Source organism: Amycolatopsis xylanica (genome assembly GCF_900107045.1).
Lineage (GTDB): Bacteria > Actinomycetota > Actinomycetes > Mycobacteriales > Pseudonocardiaceae > Amycolatopsis > Amycolatopsis xylanica.
In genome coordinates this window covers 51614-69326 of sequence record NZ_FNON01000013.1, presented here as the reverse complement: position 1 = coordinate 69326, position 17713 = coordinate 51614, and the positions used below count along the sequence as shown (strand labels likewise).

Sequence of the window (17713 nt, the reverse complement as noted above, 5' to 3'; positions counted from 1 at the left end):
AAGCGCCGCACATGCGGATTCTGCTGGCCGGCTGGCCCAGCTTCACGCACGGCGAAGCGACCGCGGGTGACGTGCTGAGCATGCGGAGGGTGTCCGAGGCGCTGACCGCCGCCGGTGTCGAGCACGACCTGGCGTGGAGCCCGGTCTTCGCGCCGGGCGCGCTGAGCATCGAGGACGCCGATCCCGCGAGGTACTCGCACGTGGTCTTCGTGTGCGGGCCCGTGCACGGCGCGTCGCTGCTGGCGCTGCACGAGCGGTACGCGCGCTGCCGTCGGATCGCGGTCGGCGTGTCGGTGCTGGACGTGGCCGATCCGGCGGTGCGCGGCTTCCATCGGGTGCTGGCCAGAGACGGCGTCGGCGGCGCGCGCCAGGATCTGTCGGCCGTGTCCACTGTGGACCTGGTGCCGGTGATCGGTGTCGTGCTGGCGCCCGGCCAGCGCGAGTACGGTGGACGGGGCAGGCATGATCGGGTGCACGAGGCGATCACGACTTGGCTGCTGAACGTCGATTGCGCACGCCTGCCGCTGGACACCCGGCTCGACAGTCAGGACTGGCGGCACGCCGCGACGCCGGGGCAGTTCCTTTCACTCTTGTCCAAAGTGGACGCACTGGTCACCACCCGCCTGCACGGCCTCGTGCTGGGTCTGCGGTGCGGCCTGCCGGTGCTGGCCGTCGACCCGGTCGACGGCGGTGGCAAGGTCACCGCGCAGGCCGGTGCGCTGGACTGGCCCGCCTGCGTGAGCGCCGAGGACGCGCTCAGCGGTGAAAAGCTGGACGGCTGGGGGAGCTGGTGTCTTTCGGACGCGGGCCGGGCGCTCGCGGCGGCCCATCGGATGGACCAGGCCGAACCGCTGCTGACCGAACTTCTGGGTGAACTGGAGGCCGGATGACCGAGGCCAGGACGACCGTGGTGATCGCCACCCGCGACCGCGCGCCGGAACTCGCCAGGACACTGGCCGAGCTGCACGTGCTGCGCCCGCGCCCGCCGGTCCTCGTCCTCGACAACGCGTCCCGCGACGACACGGCCGCCCGCGCCGCCGAGTTCCCAGGGGTGCGCGTCGTGCGGCTGCGGCGGAATCTCGGCGCCACCGCGCGGAATCTGGGCGTCGCGCTCGCCGAGACGCCCTACGTCGCGTTCAGCGACGACGATTCCTGGTGGGCTCCGGACGCGTTGCCACTGGCCGAAAAACTGCTCGACGAGCATCCACGCGCCGGGCTGCTGGCGGCGCAGACCCTGGTCGGCCCGGAGCACCGGCCCGACGAGATCACCGAAGCGCTCGAGTCGAGCCCGCTGGGCCGCAGCGCGGATCTGCCGGGCCCGTCGGTGCTCGGTTTCCTGGCCTGCTCGGCCGTCGTCCGCGTGCACGCCTTCCGCGCGGCGGGCGGCTTCAGCCCGGTGCTGCACTTCGGCGCAGAGGAACGGCTGCTGTCCTACGATCTCGCGGCGGCAGGCTGGGGTCTGTGCTACGTCGCGGCACTCAAAGCCCACCATCACCCGTCCACGCTGCGCGCGCCGGGAAAACGGTCCGTCCTGGAGGCGCGCAACAACGCGTTGATCACCTGGATGCGCCGTCCGTGGCCCGCCGGGTTCCGCGCCGCCGCCGGACTGCTCACCGAGCCGCGCGCGCTGGCGGGAGCGTTGTGGCGACTGCCGAAAGCCTTGGCGCGACGCCGGAAACTACCGTCCGAAGTGGAGCGTCAGATCGGGATGCTGGAACGATGACCCGGGTAACCGTCGTGATGATCACCCACAACCGGCGCGCCGAGCTCATGAAGACACTGCGCCAGATGACCGGACTTCCCGACGCCGCCCCGATCATCCTGGTGGACAACGGCTCCACCGACGGATCGGCCGACGCCGTCGCCCGCTCGTTCCCGTCGGTCACCCTGATCCGCGCGGACCGCAACCTCGGCGCGGTCGGTCGCAACCTCGCGGTACGCCGGGTCTCGACCCCGTATGTCGCCTTCTGCGACGACGACACCCGCTGGCAACCCGGCGCGCTCACCAGGGCGGCCGATCTGCTGGACCAGTACCCCGGGCTCGCCTCGGTCACCGGCCGCTGCCTGGTCGAACCCGAGCTGACCGAGGACCCGATCACCCCCGAGGTCCGCCATTCCCCGGTGCCGGGCCCCGCGTGGCTGCCCGGCCCCGCCCTGCTCGGCGTGATGGCGGGCCTGTCGATGTTCCGCGTGTCGGCGTTCACCGGGGCAGGCGGCTTCTGCGAGCGGATGTGGCTGGGCGGCGAGGAAGAGCTGCTCGCGCTCGACCTGGCCGCCCGCGGCTGGTGGATGGTCTGGGCCGAGGACGTCGTCATCCACCACGCGCCTTCGGTCACCCGCGACCCCACCCGCCGCCGCCAGCTCGGCATCCGCAACACCTTGTGGACACTCTGGCTCCGCCGTCCGCTCCGGAGCGCGCTCCGCGGCTCCGCACGCGTCCTGAGCTCCGCTCCGCTGGACCGCTTCACCGTGGCTGCGGTGTGGGAGGCCTTGCGCTCGGCGGGCTGGGTGCTGCGAAGCCGGGCCGTCGTGCCGCGCTCGGTCGAGCGCGGACTCTGCCTGCTCGAACACTCGCAACGCCATTCCCGAGCCCGCCGCTACGTCGGCTGACAGGGGTCGTGAGTGTTTAGGCCGGTTAGAACCGGCCGGAACACTCACGACCCCCGTCAGCCTGGCCTCGTCGGGAACCGCACGAACGGGGCTTGTGTCACGCTCAGCGGAACGACAGTGACTTATGTGTGGTGGTGTGTGGGAAACGAGGCGTTCAACGCTCCGTTTCCCACAGGCCGGGCCCCGGCCTGGGTGACAAGGGCGGCCTTTGTCACCCACAGCGTTGCAAGGGCGGCCCTTGTCACGTGCCCAGGGTGGATGAGTCCGAGCGAGTGGAAGAATTTCTGCATCTAACGGAGCAAACCTTCCACTCGCGCCGAGACTCGCGTGGTAAGTCGACAAATACCGGTCCGCTAGAACCGGCCGGAACACTCACGACTCGAAGTCAGCGGGTGGCCTCTTTGCGGAGGTCGGCGAGTACTCGGTCGTAGACGCGCAGCGTGTCCGCGGCGACGCGGTCCCACGAATACCGGGAACGGGTGCGGTCTTGGCCTGCGAGGCCGAAGGTGTCGCGGACGGCCGGGTCGGCGAACAGGCGGCCAGCCGCCTCGGCGACCTTGTCCGGACGGCGGGGCGGGACGTGGAGCCCGGTGACGCCGTCGACGACCGTGTCGATGAGCCCGCCGACGGCCGCGGCGATCACCGGGACGCCGCAGGCCATCGCCTCCAGCGGCACGATGCCGAACGGTTCGTACCAGGGTGTGCACACGACCGCGTCGGCGGAGCGCAGCAGGGCGGGCATGTCCTTGCGGCCGACCTGACCGGCCAGGCGGACCCGGTCGCGCACGCCCAGCTTGCCCGCCAGCGCGAGCAGCCTGCGGGCTTCGGGGTCGTCCTTCAGCCGCCCGTTCTCGGGACCGCCCGCGATCACCAGCTCGGTGCCGGGCAGCCGGGGCAGCGCCGCGATCGCGATGTCGAAACCCTTGCGTGGCACCAGCCTGCCGACCGCGACCAGGCGGCGGCGAAACCGGGTGGCCGCGCGCGGGCCGTCTTGGCTGAACCGGTCGAGCGCCACGCCGCAGGGCACGACCGACACGTTCGCGCGGGGCACGCCCAGCCGGATCAGCTCGAACACCTCGTCGGAGCAGGTCGCGGCGATCCGGGCGACCTTGCGCCCGATCAGCCGCTCCAGCCGGACCCGATCGGCCGGGCTGGTGTCGTTGTCGCCCTGATGGCGGCGTTTCACCACGCCGAGCGCGTGAAAGGTCTGTACCACCGGGATGCCGAGCCCGGCGGTCGCGTGCAGGCAGGCCAGGCCGGACATCCAGAAATGCCCGTGCACCACGTCCGGCGGGGTGGCCGTCCAGCGTTCACGCAGGAAGTCACCGAACCGGACCATGAACGGCAGTAGCTCGTCCTTGGGTATCGGCCGCGGCGGCCCGGCCGGCACGTGGACCACCCGGTAGCCCGCGCGGACCCGGCGTTGCTCCGGCTGATCGGGATCGTCGCGCCGGGTGTAGACGGTGACGGCGTGCCCGCGACGGCTCAGCGCCGCGGACAGCTCGGCGACGTGCACGTTCTGCCCGCCCGCGTCGACGTCGCCGAGCGCGGCCAGCGGGTTCGCGTGCTCGGACACCATCGAGATCCTCATCGGCGCACCTCGCCGAGCAGGTGGTCCCAGTCGCCGAGAAACCGGGACAGGCCGAAATGCCGCAGCGCGAACTCGCGCGCCGATTTCCCGGTCAGCGCGGCGAGATCCGGCTCGTGCACCATCTCCCGCAGCGCGCCCGCGAGCACGGTGACGTCCGTGGAGAGCACACCGGCCTCGGGCGGGACGGCCAGCATCGACTCCGTGGTGCCCAGCGCCACCACGGGCATCCCCAGGTGCATGGCTTCCAGCAGGGAAAGCCCGAGCGAGGTCCACCGCGCGGTGTGCAGGTAGACCCGCCGCCGCGCCGCCTCCCGATGCAGCTCCGCCGTGCGGAGGTCGCCCAGCCCGCGAATCCGGCCCGCGGCGCCCGGCAGGTCGGCGAGTGTCTCCGTGCCCATGCCGAACACGTCGATCGGCGCCGACTCGGCGAACGCGGGCAGCAGATCGGTGCCGGTGACCCGCCATCGGCGCAGCGGCTCGTTGATCATCGTCACCGCCGACGGCAGCTCGCCGGTGTACTGGTGACCGGGATCGGGGATGCCGTGCGGGATGACCACGGTCGGCGCGATGCCGCTGTCCCACATCAGCTCGTTGAAATGCGTGACGTGGACGATCGGGATGTCGTCGCGCCCGGCGAGCGGGTGCCTGCTGGTGACGGCGCGCCCGCGTGGCGTGTTGTGCTCGACGTAGACGGCGGGCACGTCTTCACCGGGGCGGCGGCGAAGCCAGCGCTGTGCGAGTTCCAGCTCCTCCGGCCGCTGCAGGATCACCACGTCCACGGGGGTGTGCCCGAGGTCGGACACGGGCACTTCCACCACGGAATCGGGCCAATCGCGGCCGCAGCGGCCCCGGCCCCACTGGCTGTCCCCGGTGAGCACCGGCAGCAGGTACTGGTGAGGTCCTTGGACGAACGACGTCGTCCAAGAGCCGTGCACGTGCCAGACCAGCACCTTGAGCGAGGGCGTCGTCGACTCCATTGCGGGGTGATTGCCGTTGCGCGCTGAAATAAACATGGTGTGGTCCGCGCGCTGGTGGGTATAGCGAGGGGATGACGGCTCGCAAAGCCCCGGAAGGCCCCACCGATCTGTCCCGGCGGTCGTGGTGGGGCGTGCTGAAACGCACGGTTTCGGAATTCAACGAGGACAATCTCACCGACTGGGCGGCGGCGCTGACCTACTACGCGTTCCTGTCGCTCTTCCCGGCGGTGATCGTGTTGACGTCGGTGCTCGGCCTGCTCGGCCCGTCAGCGACCCAGACCCTGATCGACAACGTGAACGCGCTCGTTCCCGGGCAGGGCAAGGAAATCATCGGGAACGCGCTCCGTGAACTCCAGCAGTCGAAGGGACTCGCCGGTCCGCTGGCCATCATCGGGCTGCTCGGCGCGCTGTGGTCCGCGTCGGCCTATGTGGGCGGGTTCATGCGAGCGGCCAACTCGATCTACGAGATGCCCGAAGGCCGCCCGCTCTGGAAGACACTGCCGTTGCGGGTCGGGCTGACCCTCGCGGTGGTCCTGCTGCTGGCGTTGTGCGCGGCAGGGGTCGTGGCGACCGGCGCGATCGCCGACCGCGCCGGGCACGCGCTGGGCATCGGCTCGACCGGGATCCTGATCTGGGAGATCGCGAAGTGGCCGGTCATCGCCCTTTTGGTGAGCCTGGCGTTCGCGCTGCTGTATTGGGCCGCGCCGAACGTCGAGTCGCCGGGATTCCGCTGGCTGAGTCCAGGCGGCCTGCTGGCCGTGGTGCTGTGGGTGCTCGTCTCCGGCGCTTTCGCTCTCTATGTCGCGAATTTCTCTTCCTACAACAAGACTTACGGCTCGCTCGGCGGGGTCATCGGCTTTCTGGTCTGGCTGTGGATCTCGAACATCGCGGTGCTGCTCGGCGCGGAATTCGACGCCGAGCTGGCCAGGGCCCGGCGCATCGAAACCGGGGCTTCGGAAGAGCAGGAACCGTTTTTGCCACCACGTGACGCACCCGAAGGGTTCGACGGCGCCGCTGAGGCCTAGCCGTGTTCACACCGAGCCGCCGAGCACCTTCCACGCTCTGACGGCCACGTGCAAGTTGAGCTTGGTGTCGACGTCGGTCAGGTCGAGGCCCGTGATCTCCCGGATCCGGCCCAGCCGGTAGCGGAGGGTGCTGCGGTGGATCATCAGCGCGGAGGCGGTCTCGTCGTAGTGGCCGCCGCGGTCGAGGTACTGCGCCAGCGTCTGGACCAGTTCCGCGCTCTTGTGCTCGTCGTAGTCGAGTAGCCTGCCCAGCCATTCCCGGACGTACGCCACGATGTCGGCGCGATTTTCCCCGCTGTCCAGAATGCGATAGAGGCCCAGCTGGTCGAAGGTCGTCGCACCCTCGGGCGACGCCGACGTCCGGCGGATGGCCAACGCCCGTAACGCTTCCGAGTAGGACCTCGGAAAGTCGCCGGGGCGGTCGCAGCGGCCACCTATCCCGGCCGCGCCGGTGCCGCCGAGGTGATCCGCAAGCAGGCGATACAGCGTGCCGCCTTCCGGGCACCCGCTGACGAGGACCACCACCACACCCGAATGCCGCGAGATCATCGAGCTCAGCTGGAGTGACGCGGCCGCCCGGCCCACGGCCTCGGCGACGGTGTCGTCGGTCTGCTCGCCGTCCCAGCGGACGACGATCACGCAATGCGCACGGCGCAGGTCGTGCCCGAGCGCGTCGGCGCGGGCGTAGGCACTCTCGTCGTCGGTGCCGGTGATCAGGTCGTCGACCAGGTCACGGTGCAGGCGCAACTCGACCTCGGCGAGATTGCGCAGGTGGGACAGTTCCAGTGCCAGCACCGTCGTCGCGTATTCGAGCGTGAACATCTCGTGGCCGCCCACGGTGTCGTGCGGGTCCACGAGCGCCACCACGGCGAGCACCTCATGCCGCGGTTTGACCAGCGAGAGCACCCGATCCTTCTCCCGGACCGGGTGCGGGACCGCCGCGGCGCGCCTGAGCAGCTCCTCGCGCCGGTGGGCCTGGGGCTTCGGGTACGGGTCGGGCTTGCCGGGACCGGCCCAGGCCCGCAGGTTGCCGAACCGGTCCTCGATCGCGACCGGCAGCGAAGTCAGCTGGTGCACGGCGTGGGCGATGCCGGGCTCGCCCGCACTCGACACGGAGATGTCGCTGAGCACCTCGTGCACGCGCGTCTGTTGCTCGAGCCGGGCGACGGAGGCCGACAGCCTGCCGTTGACCTCCTGCAGTTCGAGCGCGTGCGCGCGCTCCCGCCGGTGCTGCGAGGCGTTCACCAGCGCACCCGCCGTCTGCCTGCCGAGCGCCTCGAGCAGGAAGAACTCGTCCTCGGGCGGCTCTGCCGCGGCGTGCACCACCAGATAACCCAGCAGGGCGTCCAGCCCCCGCAATGCGAAGCCCCAGCACCAGCCGCCGCCGGGGAGGAGGAGCGGGCCGCTGACACCGCCGAGGAGCCCGATCTGCCGGTCGAGCTCCGCGTCCGGCTCCGCGTCGTCACGACGGCGGAGCGCACCCGCGGCGAGCAGGTACACCGCCTTGGCGCCGCACCTGCTCAACGAAGAGACGGAGGTGGCGGCCAGCCGGATGATGCCGTCGGCGTCCCGGCCGTCGATCATCGTCGTCGAGACGGCGAACAGCCCGCGCAGAGTCGACTGCCGGCCACGCCACCAGCCATCCGTCCTTTGTGGAACTTCGTGGGCTCCGTCGCCCGCGTCCGCAGGTGCCATCGGACCTCCGACCGTCGGCTGTCTAGAACGTTACAGCCGTTGATCCTGTTCTGCCGTGTCGATCGCGCGCGGGGAATTTCGGCCTGCCAGGCGCACGCGCTGGCGCCGTGGTCCTTGCCACTGTGGGTGTCCTGGGGCGAGCGATCACCGCGTACGAGCATTGAGGAGAGTCATGACCACGCAGTCCGGTGCCACGGCGCCAGTACCGCGCCACTCGACGGATCCCGGCACTGCGCAGCAGCGCCGGACGATCGCGTCCTACGAAAACTACAGCGAAGCCGAACGTGCCGTCGATTATTTGTCGGACAACGGCTTCCCAGTCGAGCGGGTCGCCATCATCGGCTCGGACGTCAAGCTCGTCGAGCAGGTCGTCGGGCGCCTGAACTACGGCGGCGCCGCACTGCGCGGAGCCGGCTCCGGCGCCTTCACCGGGCTGCTGATCGGCTGGCTGTTCGGCGTCTTCAACTGGTTCACGCCCCTGCTGGCGTCCTTCACGCTCGCCATTTACGGCCTCGTGTTCGGCGCGGTGATCGGCGCGATCTTCGGCCTCGTCGCGCACGCGCTCCAGCGCGGCCGCCGTGACTTCGCCTCGGTCAGCGCGATGATGCCCACCCGCTACGAGGTGGTCGCCGACGAGGCGGTGGCCGACGAAGCCAGGACACTGCTCGCCAAGCTGAAGGCGGGTGTGTGATGGCCAAGGCGGTCGGTATCGACCTGGGGACGACCAACTCGGTGATCGCCGTCTGGGAAGGCGGCGAACCGACGGTGATCGCCAACTCCGAAGGCGCGCGGACCACCCCGTCGGTGGTCGCGTTCACCGAAAGCGGGGAGCGGCTGGTCGGCCAGCTCGCCCGCAGGCAGGCGATCCTCAACCCCAAGGGCACGATCTACTCGGCGAAGCGGTTCATCGGCCGCAAATACGACGAAGTCAGTGACGAGGCCAAGGCGGTCGGTTTCGACGTCGTCGAGGGCCCGGGTGGCGTCGTCCGGTTCAAGGTCCGCGACAAGCTCCACTCGCCGGAGGAGATCAGCGCGCAGGTCCTGCGCAAGCTCGCCGACGACGCGGGCAAGTTCCTCGGCGAGCGGGTGACCGAGGCGGTCATCACCGTGCCCGCGTACTTCAACGACGCCCAGCGGCAGGCCACCAAGGACGCGGGCAAGATCGCGGGCCTCGAGGTACTGCGCATCATCAACGAGCCGACCGCCGCCGCGCTCGCGTACGGGCTCGACTCGAAGGCCCACGAGACGGTCCTCGTGTTCGACCTCGGCGGCGGCACCTTCGACGTGAGCCTGCTCGACGTCGGCGACGGCGTGGTCGAGGTCCGGTCGACCGCGGGTGACACCCACCTCGGCGGGGACGACTTCGACCGCCGGATCGTGGACCACCTCGCCGATCAGTTCCAGAAGGACAACGGCATCGATCTGCGGTCGGATCCGCAGGCGCTGCAACGGCTCTTCGAGGCCGCCGAGAAGGCGAAGGTCGAGCTGAGCTCGGTCAGCCAGACCAGCGTGAGCCTGCCGTTCATCACCGCGGACAAAGACGGCCCGAAGCACCTCACGACCACCCTGATGCGTTCGGTGTTCGAGCAGATCACCGCGGACCTCGTCGAACGCTGCCTCGGCCCGGTCAAGCAGGCGATGGCCGACGCGAAGGTGACCGCGAACGACATCGACGAGGTCATCCTGGTCGGCGGGTCGACCCGGATCCCGGCCGTGCAGAGCCTGGTACGCAGGCTGACCGGCGGCAAGGACCCGAACATGAGCGTCAACCCGGACGAGGTCGTCGCGCTCGGCGCGGCGGTCCAGGCGGGCGTGCTCAAGGGCGAGGTCAAGGACGTCCTGCTGCTCGACGTCACCCCGCTGTCCCTCGGCGTCGAAACCCGCGGTGGCGTGATGACGAAGATCGTCGAGCGCAACACGACGATCCCGGCGCGGCGAACCGAGGTGTTCTCCACCGCCGAGGACAACCAACCCGCGGTCGATGTCGTCGTGCTGCAAGGCGAACGGGAACGGGCCGCCGACAACCGGGTGCTCGGCCGTTTCCAGCTCACCGACATCCGGCCCGCGCCGAGGGGCGAGCCCCAGATCGAGGTCACCTTCGACGTCGACGCCAACGGCATCCTGGACGTCACCGCGAAGGACAAGGACACCGGCGCGCAGCAGGGCATCACGATCAGCGAAAGCTCGAACCTCGATCAGGCGGAGGTCGACCGCATGGTCTCCGAAGCCGAGCGCAACCGGTCCGAGGACCAGCGGCTGCGCGAGGAGATCGACGCGCGCAACCTGCTCGATTCGGCCGCGTACCAAGTCGAACGGGCCATCACCGACACCACGCCGCCGCATGAGAAGGCGCGGGCGGAGATGCTCGTCCAAGAGGCTCGTGAGGCCGTGAAGGACGCCGCCCCCTTGGACCGCGTGCGGTCGCTGACCTCGGAACTGCAGCAGGTGCTGGCCGGGCTCACCGCGCCGCGGGCGAGCGGCGGCGGCAACGGCGACAGCGACGGCGCCCCACGGCAGACGGCCGACGAGGACGACGTGATCGACGCCGATTTCGACCGGGCGTGAGGCGGACCGATGGCCACCACAGGAAGGGCCGCGGAGCAGGAGAACCCCTCCGCGGAGGTCGCCGGGGCAGGCACGCAGTCCCGCCCCCAGGACGTGCCGGCCCCGGCGACCGGAACCGACGAGAAGATCGCCGAGCTCGAGGACCGGTGGCGGCGGGCCGTCGCCGACCTCGACAACGTGCGCAAGCGCCATGTCGCGGAGCTGCGGCGGGAGACCGAAGCCGAGCGGGCGCGGGTCGCGGCGGCCTGGCTTCCGGTGCTGGACAACCTCGAACTGGCGCTCACGCACGCCGAGGCGGACCCGTCGGCCATCGTGCACGGCGTCGAGGCGATCCGGGAGCAAGCCGTCCGGCTGCTCGCCGGGCTCGGGTATCCGCGTGACGACGAGACCGGCGTCCGGTTCGACCCGAACCGGCACGAGGTCGTCGCCGTCGTCGAGGACCCGGCCACCGAGCCGAACACCGTGACCGGGGTCGTGCGCCCCGGCTACGGGACCGACCGGCACCAGCTGCGGCCGACGGCCGTGACGGTGTCCAAGTCGCGGGAGTGAGCGCCGGTGGCCACCGACTTCTACGACGCGCTCGGTGTCGCCAGGTCCGCGAGCGCCGACGAAATCCAGCGGGCGTACCGGAAACTGGCCCGGCAGCTCCACCCGGACGTGAACCCCGAGCCGGGCGCCGAAGAGCGCTTCAAGGAGATCAGCGAGGCCTACCAGGTGCTGTCCGACCCGGATCAGCGCAAGAAGTACGACCGGTTCGGCGCGGATTTCCGCCGGGTGCCCGACGACTTCGACGAGCGGGCGTACGCCGGTGCCGGCGGCCGTGTCCGCCGCACCCAGGCGGGGCCGGGATTCGGCGGCGGGTTCGAGGGATTCGAAGGCGTCGACATCGAGGACCTGCTGGGTGGCTTCTTCCGGGGCCGGGGCGCAGGCGGGCCGGTCGCGGGCGCCGACCAGGAGGCCGAACTCGAGCTGACGGTCGAGGAGGCCTACCGCGGCGGGCGGCGGCACTTGAGCATCGGCGGCGAGCGCGGGTACGACGTCGACATCCCGGCCGGTGTGGTCGACGGGCAGCGCATCCGGCTCGCCGGTCAGGGCGGGCGCGCCTCCGGGAACGCCGCGCCCGGCGACCTCTACCTGGTGGTGCGGATCAAGCCGCATCCGCGCTACCGCCTGTCCGGGCGCGACATCACCGTCGACCTGCCGGTGTCGCCCTGGGAGGCGGCGCTCGGCGCCACGGTTCCCGTGCTGACCCCCGGCGGCGAGGTGAAGGTGCGGGTCGCGGCCGGCTCGTCGACCGGACGGCGGCTGCGGCTGCGCGGCGAGGGCCTGCCCAACCCCAAGGGCAAGCCGGGCGATCTCTACGCCGAGGTGCGCGTGCTGGTGCCGAAGAAGCTCGGCAAACGGGAGCGCGAGCTCTTCGAGGAGCTCGCCGCCGTGTCCGATTTCGACCCGAGGAGGAGCTGATGGCCGAGTACCTGCTCGTCCGTCCCGTCCGGCTCAGTCTCGACACGGTGGCCGCGCGCAGCGGGCTGCACCCGGAGCTGATCCGCCGGTTCGTCGCGCTGAGCCTGGTGGACGGCACCGCCGACGCGAACGGGCGGCTGTGGTTCACGCCGTCCGCCGTCGCCACCCTCGCGCGTATCCAGCGCCTGCGCGCGGGCCTTTCCCTCAACTACGCGGCCATCGGGCTCGTGCTCGACCTGCTGGACCGCATCGACGTCCTCGAAGCCCAAGTCAGGAGCCACCGGCGATGGACATGAGCAAGCTGACCCAGAAATCGCAGGAAGCGCTGCAGGAGGCCCAGAGCGTGGCGCAGCGCCACGGCCACACCGAGACCGACGGTGAGCACCTGCTGCTCGCCCTGCTCGACCAGTCCGACGGCCTGGCGCCCCGGCTGCTCGAGCAGGCGGGCGCGGACGTCGACGGTCTCCGCGCGGCGACCGAGGCGGAACTCGCGCGGCGGCCGAAGGTGACCGGCCCCGGCGCCACCCCCGGACAGGTCTACGTCACCCGCCGACTCGCCGGGCTGCTGGACGCCGCCGAACGGGAAGCCAAGCGGCTCAAGGACGAATACGTCTCCGTCGAACACCTCGTGCTGGCACTCGCCGACGAGGGCGCGAAGTCCGCGGCGGGGCGGCTGCTCACGCAGTACGGCGTGACGCGCGAATCGTTCCTGACGGCGCTGACCAAGATCCGCGGCAACCAGCGGGTCACCTCGGCGACCCCCGAAGGCGCGTACGAGGCGCTGGAGAAGTACGGCCGGGACCTGGTCGCCGACGCGCGGTCGGGCAAGCTCGACCCGGTCATCGGGCGGGACGCCGAGATCCGCCGGGTGATCCAGATCCTGTCGCGCAAGACGAAGAACAACCCCGTGCTGATCGGTGATCCGGGCGTCGGCAAGACCGCGATCGTCGAGGGCCTCGCCCAGCGGGTCGTGCGCGGCGACGTGCCGGAAGGCTTGCGGGACAAGACGATCTTCTCGCTCGACATGGGCGCGCTCGTCGCGGGCGCCAAGTACCGCGGCGAGTTCGAGGAGCGGCTCAAGGCCGTGCTGGCCGAGGTCAAAGCCGAAGAGGGACGCATCCTGCTCTTCGTCGACGAGCTGCACACGGTCGTCGGCGCGGGCGCCACCGAAGGCGCGATGGACGCCGGGAACATGCTCAAGCCGATGCTGGCCCGCGGCGAGCTCCACATGATCGGGGCGACGACGCTCGACGAGTACCGCAAGCACATCGAGAAGGACGCCGCGCTGGAGCGCCGGTTCCAGCCGATCGTGGTCGACGAACCGTCCGTCGAGGACACCATCTCGATCCTGCGCGGGCTGCGGGAGCGGCTCGAGGTGTTCCACGGGGTCAAGATCCAGGACGGCGCGCTGGTCGCCGCCGCGACCCTGTCCCACCGCTACATCACCGACCGGTTCCTGCCGGACAAGGCGATCGACCTGGTCGACGAGGCGTGCGCGCGGCTGCGCACGGAGATCGACTCCATGCCCGCCGAACTCGACGAGCTCACCCGGCGCGTGACGCGGCTGGAGATCGAGCAAGCCGCGCTGTCCAAGGAATCCGACCCGGCCAGCAAGGCGCGGCTGGCGGACCTCGAGCGGGAACTCGCCGATCTCCGCGCCGAAGCGGACTCGAAGAAGGCGCAGTGGGATGCCGAGCGGCAGGGGATCCGGCGGGTCCAGGAACTGCGGTCCCGGCTGGAGCAGCTGCGCCACGAAGCCGAAGAGGCGGAACGGAACTACGACCTCAACCGCGCGGCCGAGCTGCGCTACGGGGAGATCACCGAAGCCGAACGGCGGCTCGCCGCGGAGGAGGAACAGCTGGCGGGCAAGCAGGGCCGGAAACGGCTGCTGCACGAGGTCGTCACCGAGGAGGAGATCGCCGAGATCGTGGCGGCGTGGACCGGAATCCCGGTTTCCCGGCTGCAGGAAGGCGAGCGGGAAAAGCTGCTGCGGCTCGACGAGATCCTGCACGAGCGGGTGATCGGCCAGGACGAGGCCGTCCGGCTGGTCGCCGACGCGGTCATCAGGGCGCGGTCGGGGATCCGCGATCCGCGCAAGCCGATCGGGTCGTTCATCTTCCTCGGCCCGACCGGGGTCGGGAAGACCGAATTGGCCAAGACCCTCGCGTCGGCCTTGTTCGACAGCGAGGAGAACATGGTCCGGCTCGACATGAGCGAATACCAGGAGCGGCACACCGTCTCGAGGCTGCTGGGCGCCCCGCCGGGATACGTCGGCTACGACGAGGGCGGGCAGCTCACCGAAGCCGTGCGGCGCAAGCCTTACTCGGTCGTGCTGTTCGACGAGATCGAGAAGGCGCACCCGGACGTGTTCAACACGCTGCTCCAGGTCCTCGACGACGGGCGGATCACCGACGCGCAGGGCCGGACGGTCGACTTCCGCAACACGGTGATCATCATGACCTCGAACATCGGCTCGCAGCACCTGCTCGACGGGGTCACCTCCACCGGCGAGATCAAGCCGGACGCCCGTGACGCCGTGCTCGGTGAGCTGCGGCACCACTTCCGGCCGGAGTTCCTCAACCGCGTCGACGACATCGTGCTGTTCACCCCGCTCGGGCGGTCCGAGATCGAGCGGATCGTCGAGCTGCAGTTCGACGAACTGCGCCACCGGCTGGCCGAGCAGGGCATCACGGTCGAGCTGACCGCGGAAGCGAGGAAACTCATCGCCCAGCACGGGTTCGACCCCGTGTACGGCGCCCGGCCGCTGCGCCGCTACATCTCCCACGAGGTCGAGACCAAGATCGGCCGCACGCTGCTGCGCGGTGAACCGACCGAGGGACTGGTGATCACCGTCGACGCCAAGGACGGCGAACTCACCGTCACCTACGCCGGGAGCGAAGGAAGGTCCGCGGCATGAGCACCACCACCGGAACCGCCGGCGTGGTCGTCTGCGCGCACTGCGGCCACAAGAACCGCGTCCCGGCTGCCGCCGCGGGCACACCGAAATGCGGGCACTGCCACGAGCCGCTGCCCTGGATCGTCGACGCAGGCGACCACGACTTCGCGGAAGTCGCGGAGCGGGCGACGATGCCGGTGCTGGTCGATCTCTGGGCCACCTGGTGCGGGCCCTGCCGCCAGGTCAGCCCCGCGCTGGCTCAGCTGGCGAAGGAGCGGGCCGGGAAGGTCAAGCTCGTGAAAGTCGACGTGGACCAGGCACCCCGGCTGTCCCAGCGGTTCGACGTGAAAGCCGTGCCGACGCTCATGGTGCTGCGCGACGGCGAGGTCGTCGCGCGGCAACCGGGCGCGGCGCCCGTGCACGTGCTGCGCGAGTGGCTCGATCAGGCGCTGGCCCGGCCGAATCCGACCAGGGAAGGTGAACTGCGATGACCAGTGTCGTCGACCGGCATCTCGCGCTCGTCCGGGACGTGGTGCCGCGAACCCCGCAAGGCTGTGAGGAGTGCCTGGTCGCCGGCACGCCGTGGGTGCACCTGCGGCTGTGCCTGACCTGCGGGCACATCGGCTGCTGCGACTCGTCGCCGATGAAGCACGCCAGCAAGCACGCCCACGCCATCGGGCACCCGATCGTGCGCTCGTTCGAGCCGGGGGAGACCTGGCGCTGGTGCTACGTCGACCAGGCCTTCGTATGACCGCCACGGCCGGCATCGACCTCGGCGCGCCGCTGACCGAGACCCCGGACACCTCGGGCGCGTTCCCCCGGCTCACCGACGAGCAGATCCGCGCGCTCGGCGAAGCGGGGGAACGCCGTCCGGTCCGGGCCGGTGAGGTGCTGTACGAGCAGGGCGACCGGCCGTCCGAGTTCTTCGTGATCTTGAGCGGCAAGGTCGCCGTCACCGAAGGGACCGGGGACGACGTGAAGGTCGTCCGCGTGCACGGGCCCCGCCGGTTCCTGGGCGAGCTCGGACTGCTCGAAGGACAGCCCGCGTTCGTCGGCGCCGTGGCCGCAGGCCCCGGCGAGATGCTCGCCATCCCGGTGAGCGCGGTGCTGCGCCTGGTGCGCGGCGACCCGGTGCTCGGCGACCTGATCCTGCGTGCCTACCTCGTCCGCCGGACGCTGCTCATCGGCGCGGGCAACGGGCTGCGGATCGTCGGCTCGTGCTATTCCCCGGACACCAGGCGGCTGCTGGACTTCGTCGCGCGCAACCGGCTTCCTTACCGGCTTGTCGACGTCGACAAGGACCAGCAGGCCGAGGCGCTGCTGAAGCGCTTCGCCGTCGCCGTCGCGGACACGCCGGTGGTCGTGGTGAACGGCGCCGAAGTGCTGCGGAACCCGAGCACCGCCGAGCTGGCCGAGAAAATCGGGCTGCGGGCGCCGGAACCGGACAGCGGTGTGCGGGACCTGGTCGTGATCGGCGCCGGGCCCGGCGGGCTGGCCGCCGTGGTCTACGGCGCGTCCGACGGGGTGCGGCTGTCGGCGTTCGACGCGCTGGCACCGGGCGGCCAGGCCGGGACGACGTCGCGCATCGAGAACTACCTCGGCTTCCCGCCGGGGATCTCCGGCGCGGAACTGGCCGAGCGGTCGGTGATCCAGGCGGCCAAGTTCGGAGCCAGGGTCGCCGTGCCGGCGCGGGCGCACACCCTCGAAGTACGCGATGGCCACTACGCTGTCGGGTTCGAATACGGCATCGAGATCGTTTCCCGGACCGTCGTGATCGCGTCAGGTGCCCACTACCGCAGGCTCGTCGTGCCCGGCATCGAGAGGTTCGAACCGACCAGCGTGTATTACGCCGCGACGGTGCACGAAGCGCGTCGCTGCCTGGCTTCCCCGGTGGCCGTGGTCGGCGGCGGCAACTCGGCGGGCCAGGCGGCGGTGTTCCTCGCGGAGGGCTCGCCGGAGGTCCATCTGCTGGTGCGCGGCGGCGACCTCGCCGCGAACATGTCCCGCTATCTCGTCGACCAGGTCGAACGGCATCCGCGGATCACCGTGCGCACCCACACCGAAGTCCGTGAGCTCGTCGGCGGCGACGACCTCGAAGCGGTGGTCGCCGAGAACAACCGCACCGGCGAGCGCCGCGTGCTCAGCGCCCGCGCGTTGTTCGTCTTCATCGGAGCTTCCCCGCACACCGCCTGGCTTTCGGGGCTGGTCGCACTCGACGAGGACGGGTTCGTGCTCACCGGGGCCGACGCCGCGCGCTTCCGGGACGCCGAGGTGTGGCGCGGGGTGCATCGCGCGCCGCAGGTGCTGGAAACGAGCAGACCCGGCGTGTTCGCGGTGGGGGACGTCCGCCGCGGCTCGGTCAAACGGGTGGCCTCGGCGATCGGGGAAGGCGCCATGGCCGTCCGGTTCGTCCACGAACATCTCACACAGGAGGCCTGATGCCGGTCATGGGTGCGGCGCGGTTCGAACGGTTCTTCCGGATGGCCGCGAGCCTGGACGTCGACAAGAGCGATCTGAAACGGTACGACGAATTCCTGGACGCCAAGATCCACGATCTCTTCGTGGTCGCCAAGGCCACGGCCAAAGCGAACGGGCGGGATGTCATCGAGCCGAGCGACCTGCCGGTCACCAAGGGCCTGCAGGAGCGCATGCACGAGTTCCACAAGCTCGACGAGGACCTGGACGTGGCGCCGCTGATCGAGCAGCTGCTGGCGCGTCCCGCGCTCGAGATCACGATCTCCGAAGACACCGAGGCTCGGCTCCCGGCCATCGCGGGCGGTCTCAGCGTGGCGCTCGCCCAGGCGTTCAAGATCATCGACCCGCGCGTGAAGAACCCGGGCTCGGCCGAATGGGACCACGTCTTCCGGATGTTCGAACTGCTCCTCTGAAA

The 17713-nt window shown here is 70.6% G+C and carries 17 protein-coding genes; 14 read left to right on the top strand and 3 right to left on the bottom strand.

Annotation, left to right across the window (positions count from 1 at the left end; genetic code table 11):
* Window positions 1-11 precede the first annotated feature (11 nt).
* From BLV57_RS39210 to BLV57_RS39200, 3 genes are read left to right on the top strand one after another with little or no spacing between them, the layout of a single operon-like run.
* Entirely contained in the window at window positions 12-890 is an 879-nt protein-coding gene (locus BLV57_RS39210; RefSeq protein WP_091298858.1) for a polysaccharide pyruvyl transferase family protein, read from the top strand.
* Window positions 887-1723: a glycosyltransferase family 2 protein gene (locus BLV57_RS39205; RefSeq protein WP_091298856.1), complete on the top strand. Its 837-nt coding sequence runs from the start codon at window positions 887-889 to the stop codon at window positions 1721-1723. Before BLV57_RS39210 ends, BLV57_RS39205 begins: the two co-directional genes overlap by 4 nt.
* Window positions 1720-2610, top strand: coding sequence for a glycosyltransferase family 2 protein (locus BLV57_RS39200; protein WP_091298854.1), 891 nt, complete (start codon window positions 1720-1722; stop codon window positions 2608-2610). The genes BLV57_RS39205 and BLV57_RS39200 overlap by 4 nt, the downstream gene beginning before the upstream one ends.
* A gap of 385 nt (window positions 2611-2995) precedes the next feature.
* Here BLV57_RS39200 and BLV57_RS39195 read toward each other — a convergent pair whose 3' ends face one another.
* Both BLV57_RS39195 and BLV57_RS39190 read right to left on the bottom strand, forming a co-directional pair.
* Window positions 2996-4201: a glycosyltransferase gene (locus BLV57_RS39195; protein WP_091298852.1), complete on the bottom strand. Its 1206-nt coding sequence runs from the start codon at window positions 4199-4201 to the stop codon at window positions 2996-2998.
* Window positions 4198-5214 (bottom strand): glycosyltransferase, encoded by a 1017-nt coding sequence (locus BLV57_RS39190; protein ID WP_425426083.1) that lies wholly within the window; start codon window positions 5212-5214, stop codon window positions 4198-4200. The genes BLV57_RS39195 and BLV57_RS39190 overlap by 4 nt, the downstream gene beginning before the upstream one ends.
* A 35-nt stretch (window positions 5215-5249) precedes the next feature.
* Between BLV57_RS39190 and BLV57_RS39185 the strand changes: the two genes are divergently transcribed.
* A complete protein-coding gene (locus BLV57_RS39185) occupies window positions 5250-6203 on the top strand; it encodes a YihY/virulence factor BrkB family protein (RefSeq protein WP_091298848.1) in 954 nt (317 codons plus the stop codon).
* Window positions 6204-6209: 6 nt separating this feature from the next.
* Here the strand turns inward: BLV57_RS39185 and BLV57_RS39180 are convergent, their stop codons facing one another.
* Window positions 6210-7898 carry a PucR family transcriptional regulator gene (locus BLV57_RS39180; protein WP_091298845.1) on the bottom strand — a complete coding sequence of 563 codons (1689 nt, stop codon included), beginning with the start codon at window positions 7896-7898 and terminating at the stop codon, window positions 6210-6212.
* Window positions 7899-8070: 172 nt separating this feature from the next.
* On the opposite strand from BLV57_RS39180, the gene BLV57_RS39175 reads away from it, so the two are divergent.
* From BLV57_RS39175 to BLV57_RS39130, 10 genes are read left to right on the top strand one after another with little or no spacing between them, the layout of a single operon-like run.
* Complete coding sequence (locus BLV57_RS39175; protein WP_091298843.1) at window positions 8071-8589, top strand: YflT domain-containing protein; 519 nt, start codon at window positions 8071-8073, stop codon at window positions 8587-8589.
* Complete coding sequence (gene dnaK, locus BLV57_RS39170; RefSeq protein WP_091298841.1) at window positions 8589-10463, top strand: molecular chaperone DnaK; 1875 nt, start codon at window positions 8589-8591, stop codon at window positions 10461-10463. The genes BLV57_RS39175 and dnaK overlap by 1 nt, the downstream gene beginning before the upstream one ends.
* Window positions 10464-10472: 9 nt before the next feature.
* Window positions 10473-11012, top strand: a complete 540-nt coding sequence (locus BLV57_RS39165) for a nucleotide exchange factor GrpE (RefSeq protein ID WP_091298838.1) — start codon at window positions 10473-10475, stop codon at window positions 11010-11012.
* A 6-nt stretch (window positions 11013-11018) separates the two neighbouring features.
* Window positions 11019-11927: a DnaJ C-terminal domain-containing protein gene (locus tag BLV57_RS39160; RefSeq protein ID WP_091298835.1), complete on the top strand. Its 909-nt coding sequence runs from the start codon at window positions 11019-11021 to the stop codon at window positions 11925-11927.
* Window positions 11927-12223: a chaperone modulator CbpM gene (locus tag BLV57_RS39155; RefSeq protein WP_091298832.1), complete on the top strand. Its 297-nt coding sequence runs from the start codon at window positions 11927-11929 to the stop codon at window positions 12221-12223. Before BLV57_RS39160 ends, BLV57_RS39155 begins: the two co-directional genes overlap by 1 nt.
* Window positions 12214-14844: an ATP-dependent chaperone ClpB gene (gene clpB / locus BLV57_RS39150; RefSeq protein ID WP_091298828.1), complete on the top strand. Its 2631-nt coding sequence runs from the start codon at window positions 12214-12216 to the stop codon at window positions 14842-14844. The genes BLV57_RS39155 and clpB overlap by 10 nt, the downstream gene beginning before the upstream one ends.
* Complete coding sequence (gene trxA / locus BLV57_RS39145; protein ID WP_091298824.1) at window positions 14841-15314, top strand: thioredoxin; 474 nt, start codon at window positions 14841-14843, stop codon at window positions 15312-15314. The genes clpB and trxA overlap by 4 nt, the downstream gene beginning before the upstream one ends.
* Window positions 15311-15574 (top strand): ubiquitin carboxyl-terminal hydrolase 14, encoded by a 264-nt coding sequence (locus BLV57_RS39140; RefSeq protein WP_091298822.1) that lies wholly within the window; start codon window positions 15311-15313, stop codon window positions 15572-15574. Before trxA ends, BLV57_RS39140 begins: the two co-directional genes overlap by 4 nt.
* Window positions 15571-17262 carry an FAD-dependent oxidoreductase gene (locus BLV57_RS39135; protein WP_091298819.1) on the top strand — a complete coding sequence of 564 codons (1692 nt, stop codon included), beginning with the start codon at window positions 15571-15573 and terminating at the stop codon, window positions 17260-17262. Before BLV57_RS39140 ends, BLV57_RS39135 begins: the two co-directional genes overlap by 4 nt.
* Window positions 17262-17711, top strand: a complete 450-nt coding sequence (locus BLV57_RS39130) for a DUF1931 family protein (protein WP_091298816.1) — start codon at window positions 17262-17264, stop codon at window positions 17709-17711. Before BLV57_RS39135 ends, BLV57_RS39130 begins: the two co-directional genes overlap by 1 nt.
* Window positions 17712-17713 lie beyond the last annotated feature (2 nt).

Coding starts and splice junctions, on each gene's coding strand:
- BLV57_RS39210 (WP_091298858.1), top strand. CDS start 12: ATGCGGATTCTGCTGGCCGGCTGGCCCAGCTTCACGCACGGCGAAGCG.
- BLV57_RS39205 (WP_091298856.1), top strand. CDS start 887: ATGACCGAGGCCAGGACGACCGTGGTGATCGCCACCCGCGACCGCGCG.
- BLV57_RS39200 (WP_091298854.1), top strand. CDS start 1,720: ATGACCCGGGTAACCGTCGTGATGATCACCCACAACCGGCGCGCCGAG.
- BLV57_RS39195 (WP_091298852.1), bottom strand. CDS start 4,201: ATGAGGATCTCGATGGTGTCCGAGCACGCGAACCCGCTGGCCGCGCTC.
- BLV57_RS39190 (WP_425426083.1), bottom strand. CDS start 5,214: ATGTTTATTTCAGCGCGCAACGGCAATCACCCCGCAATGGAGTCGACG.
- BLV57_RS39185 (WP_091298848.1), top strand. CDS start 5,250: ATGACGGCTCGCAAAGCCCCGGAAGGCCCCACCGATCTGTCCCGGCGG.
- BLV57_RS39180 (WP_091298845.1), bottom strand. CDS start 7,898: ATGGCACCTGCGGACGCGGGCGACGGAGCCCACGAAGTTCCACAAAGG.
- BLV57_RS39175 (WP_091298843.1), top strand. CDS start 8,071: ATGACCACGCAGTCCGGTGCCACGGCGCCAGTACCGCGCCACTCGACG.
- dnaK (WP_091298841.1), top strand. CDS start 8,589: ATGGCCAAGGCGGTCGGTATCGACCTGGGGACGACCAACTCGGTGATC.
- BLV57_RS39165 (WP_091298838.1), top strand. CDS start 10,473: ATGGCCACCACAGGAAGGGCCGCGGAGCAGGAGAACCCCTCCGCGGAG.
- BLV57_RS39155 (WP_091298832.1), top strand. CDS start 11,927: ATGGCCGAGTACCTGCTCGTCCGTCCCGTCCGGCTCAGTCTCGACACG.
- clpB (WP_091298828.1), top strand. CDS start 12,214: ATGGACATGAGCAAGCTGACCCAGAAATCGCAGGAAGCGCTGCAGGAG.
- trxA (WP_091298824.1), top strand. CDS start 14,841: ATGAGCACCACCACCGGAACCGCCGGCGTGGTCGTCTGCGCGCACTGC.
- BLV57_RS39140 (WP_091298822.1), top strand. CDS start 15,311: ATGACCAGTGTCGTCGACCGGCATCTCGCGCTCGTCCGGGACGTGGTG.
- BLV57_RS39135 (WP_091298819.1), top strand. CDS start 15,571: ATGACCGCCACGGCCGGCATCGACCTCGGCGCGCCGCTGACCGAGACC.
- BLV57_RS39130 (WP_091298816.1), top strand. CDS start 17,262: ATGCCGGTCATGGGTGCGGCGCGGTTCGAACGGTTCTTCCGGATGGCC.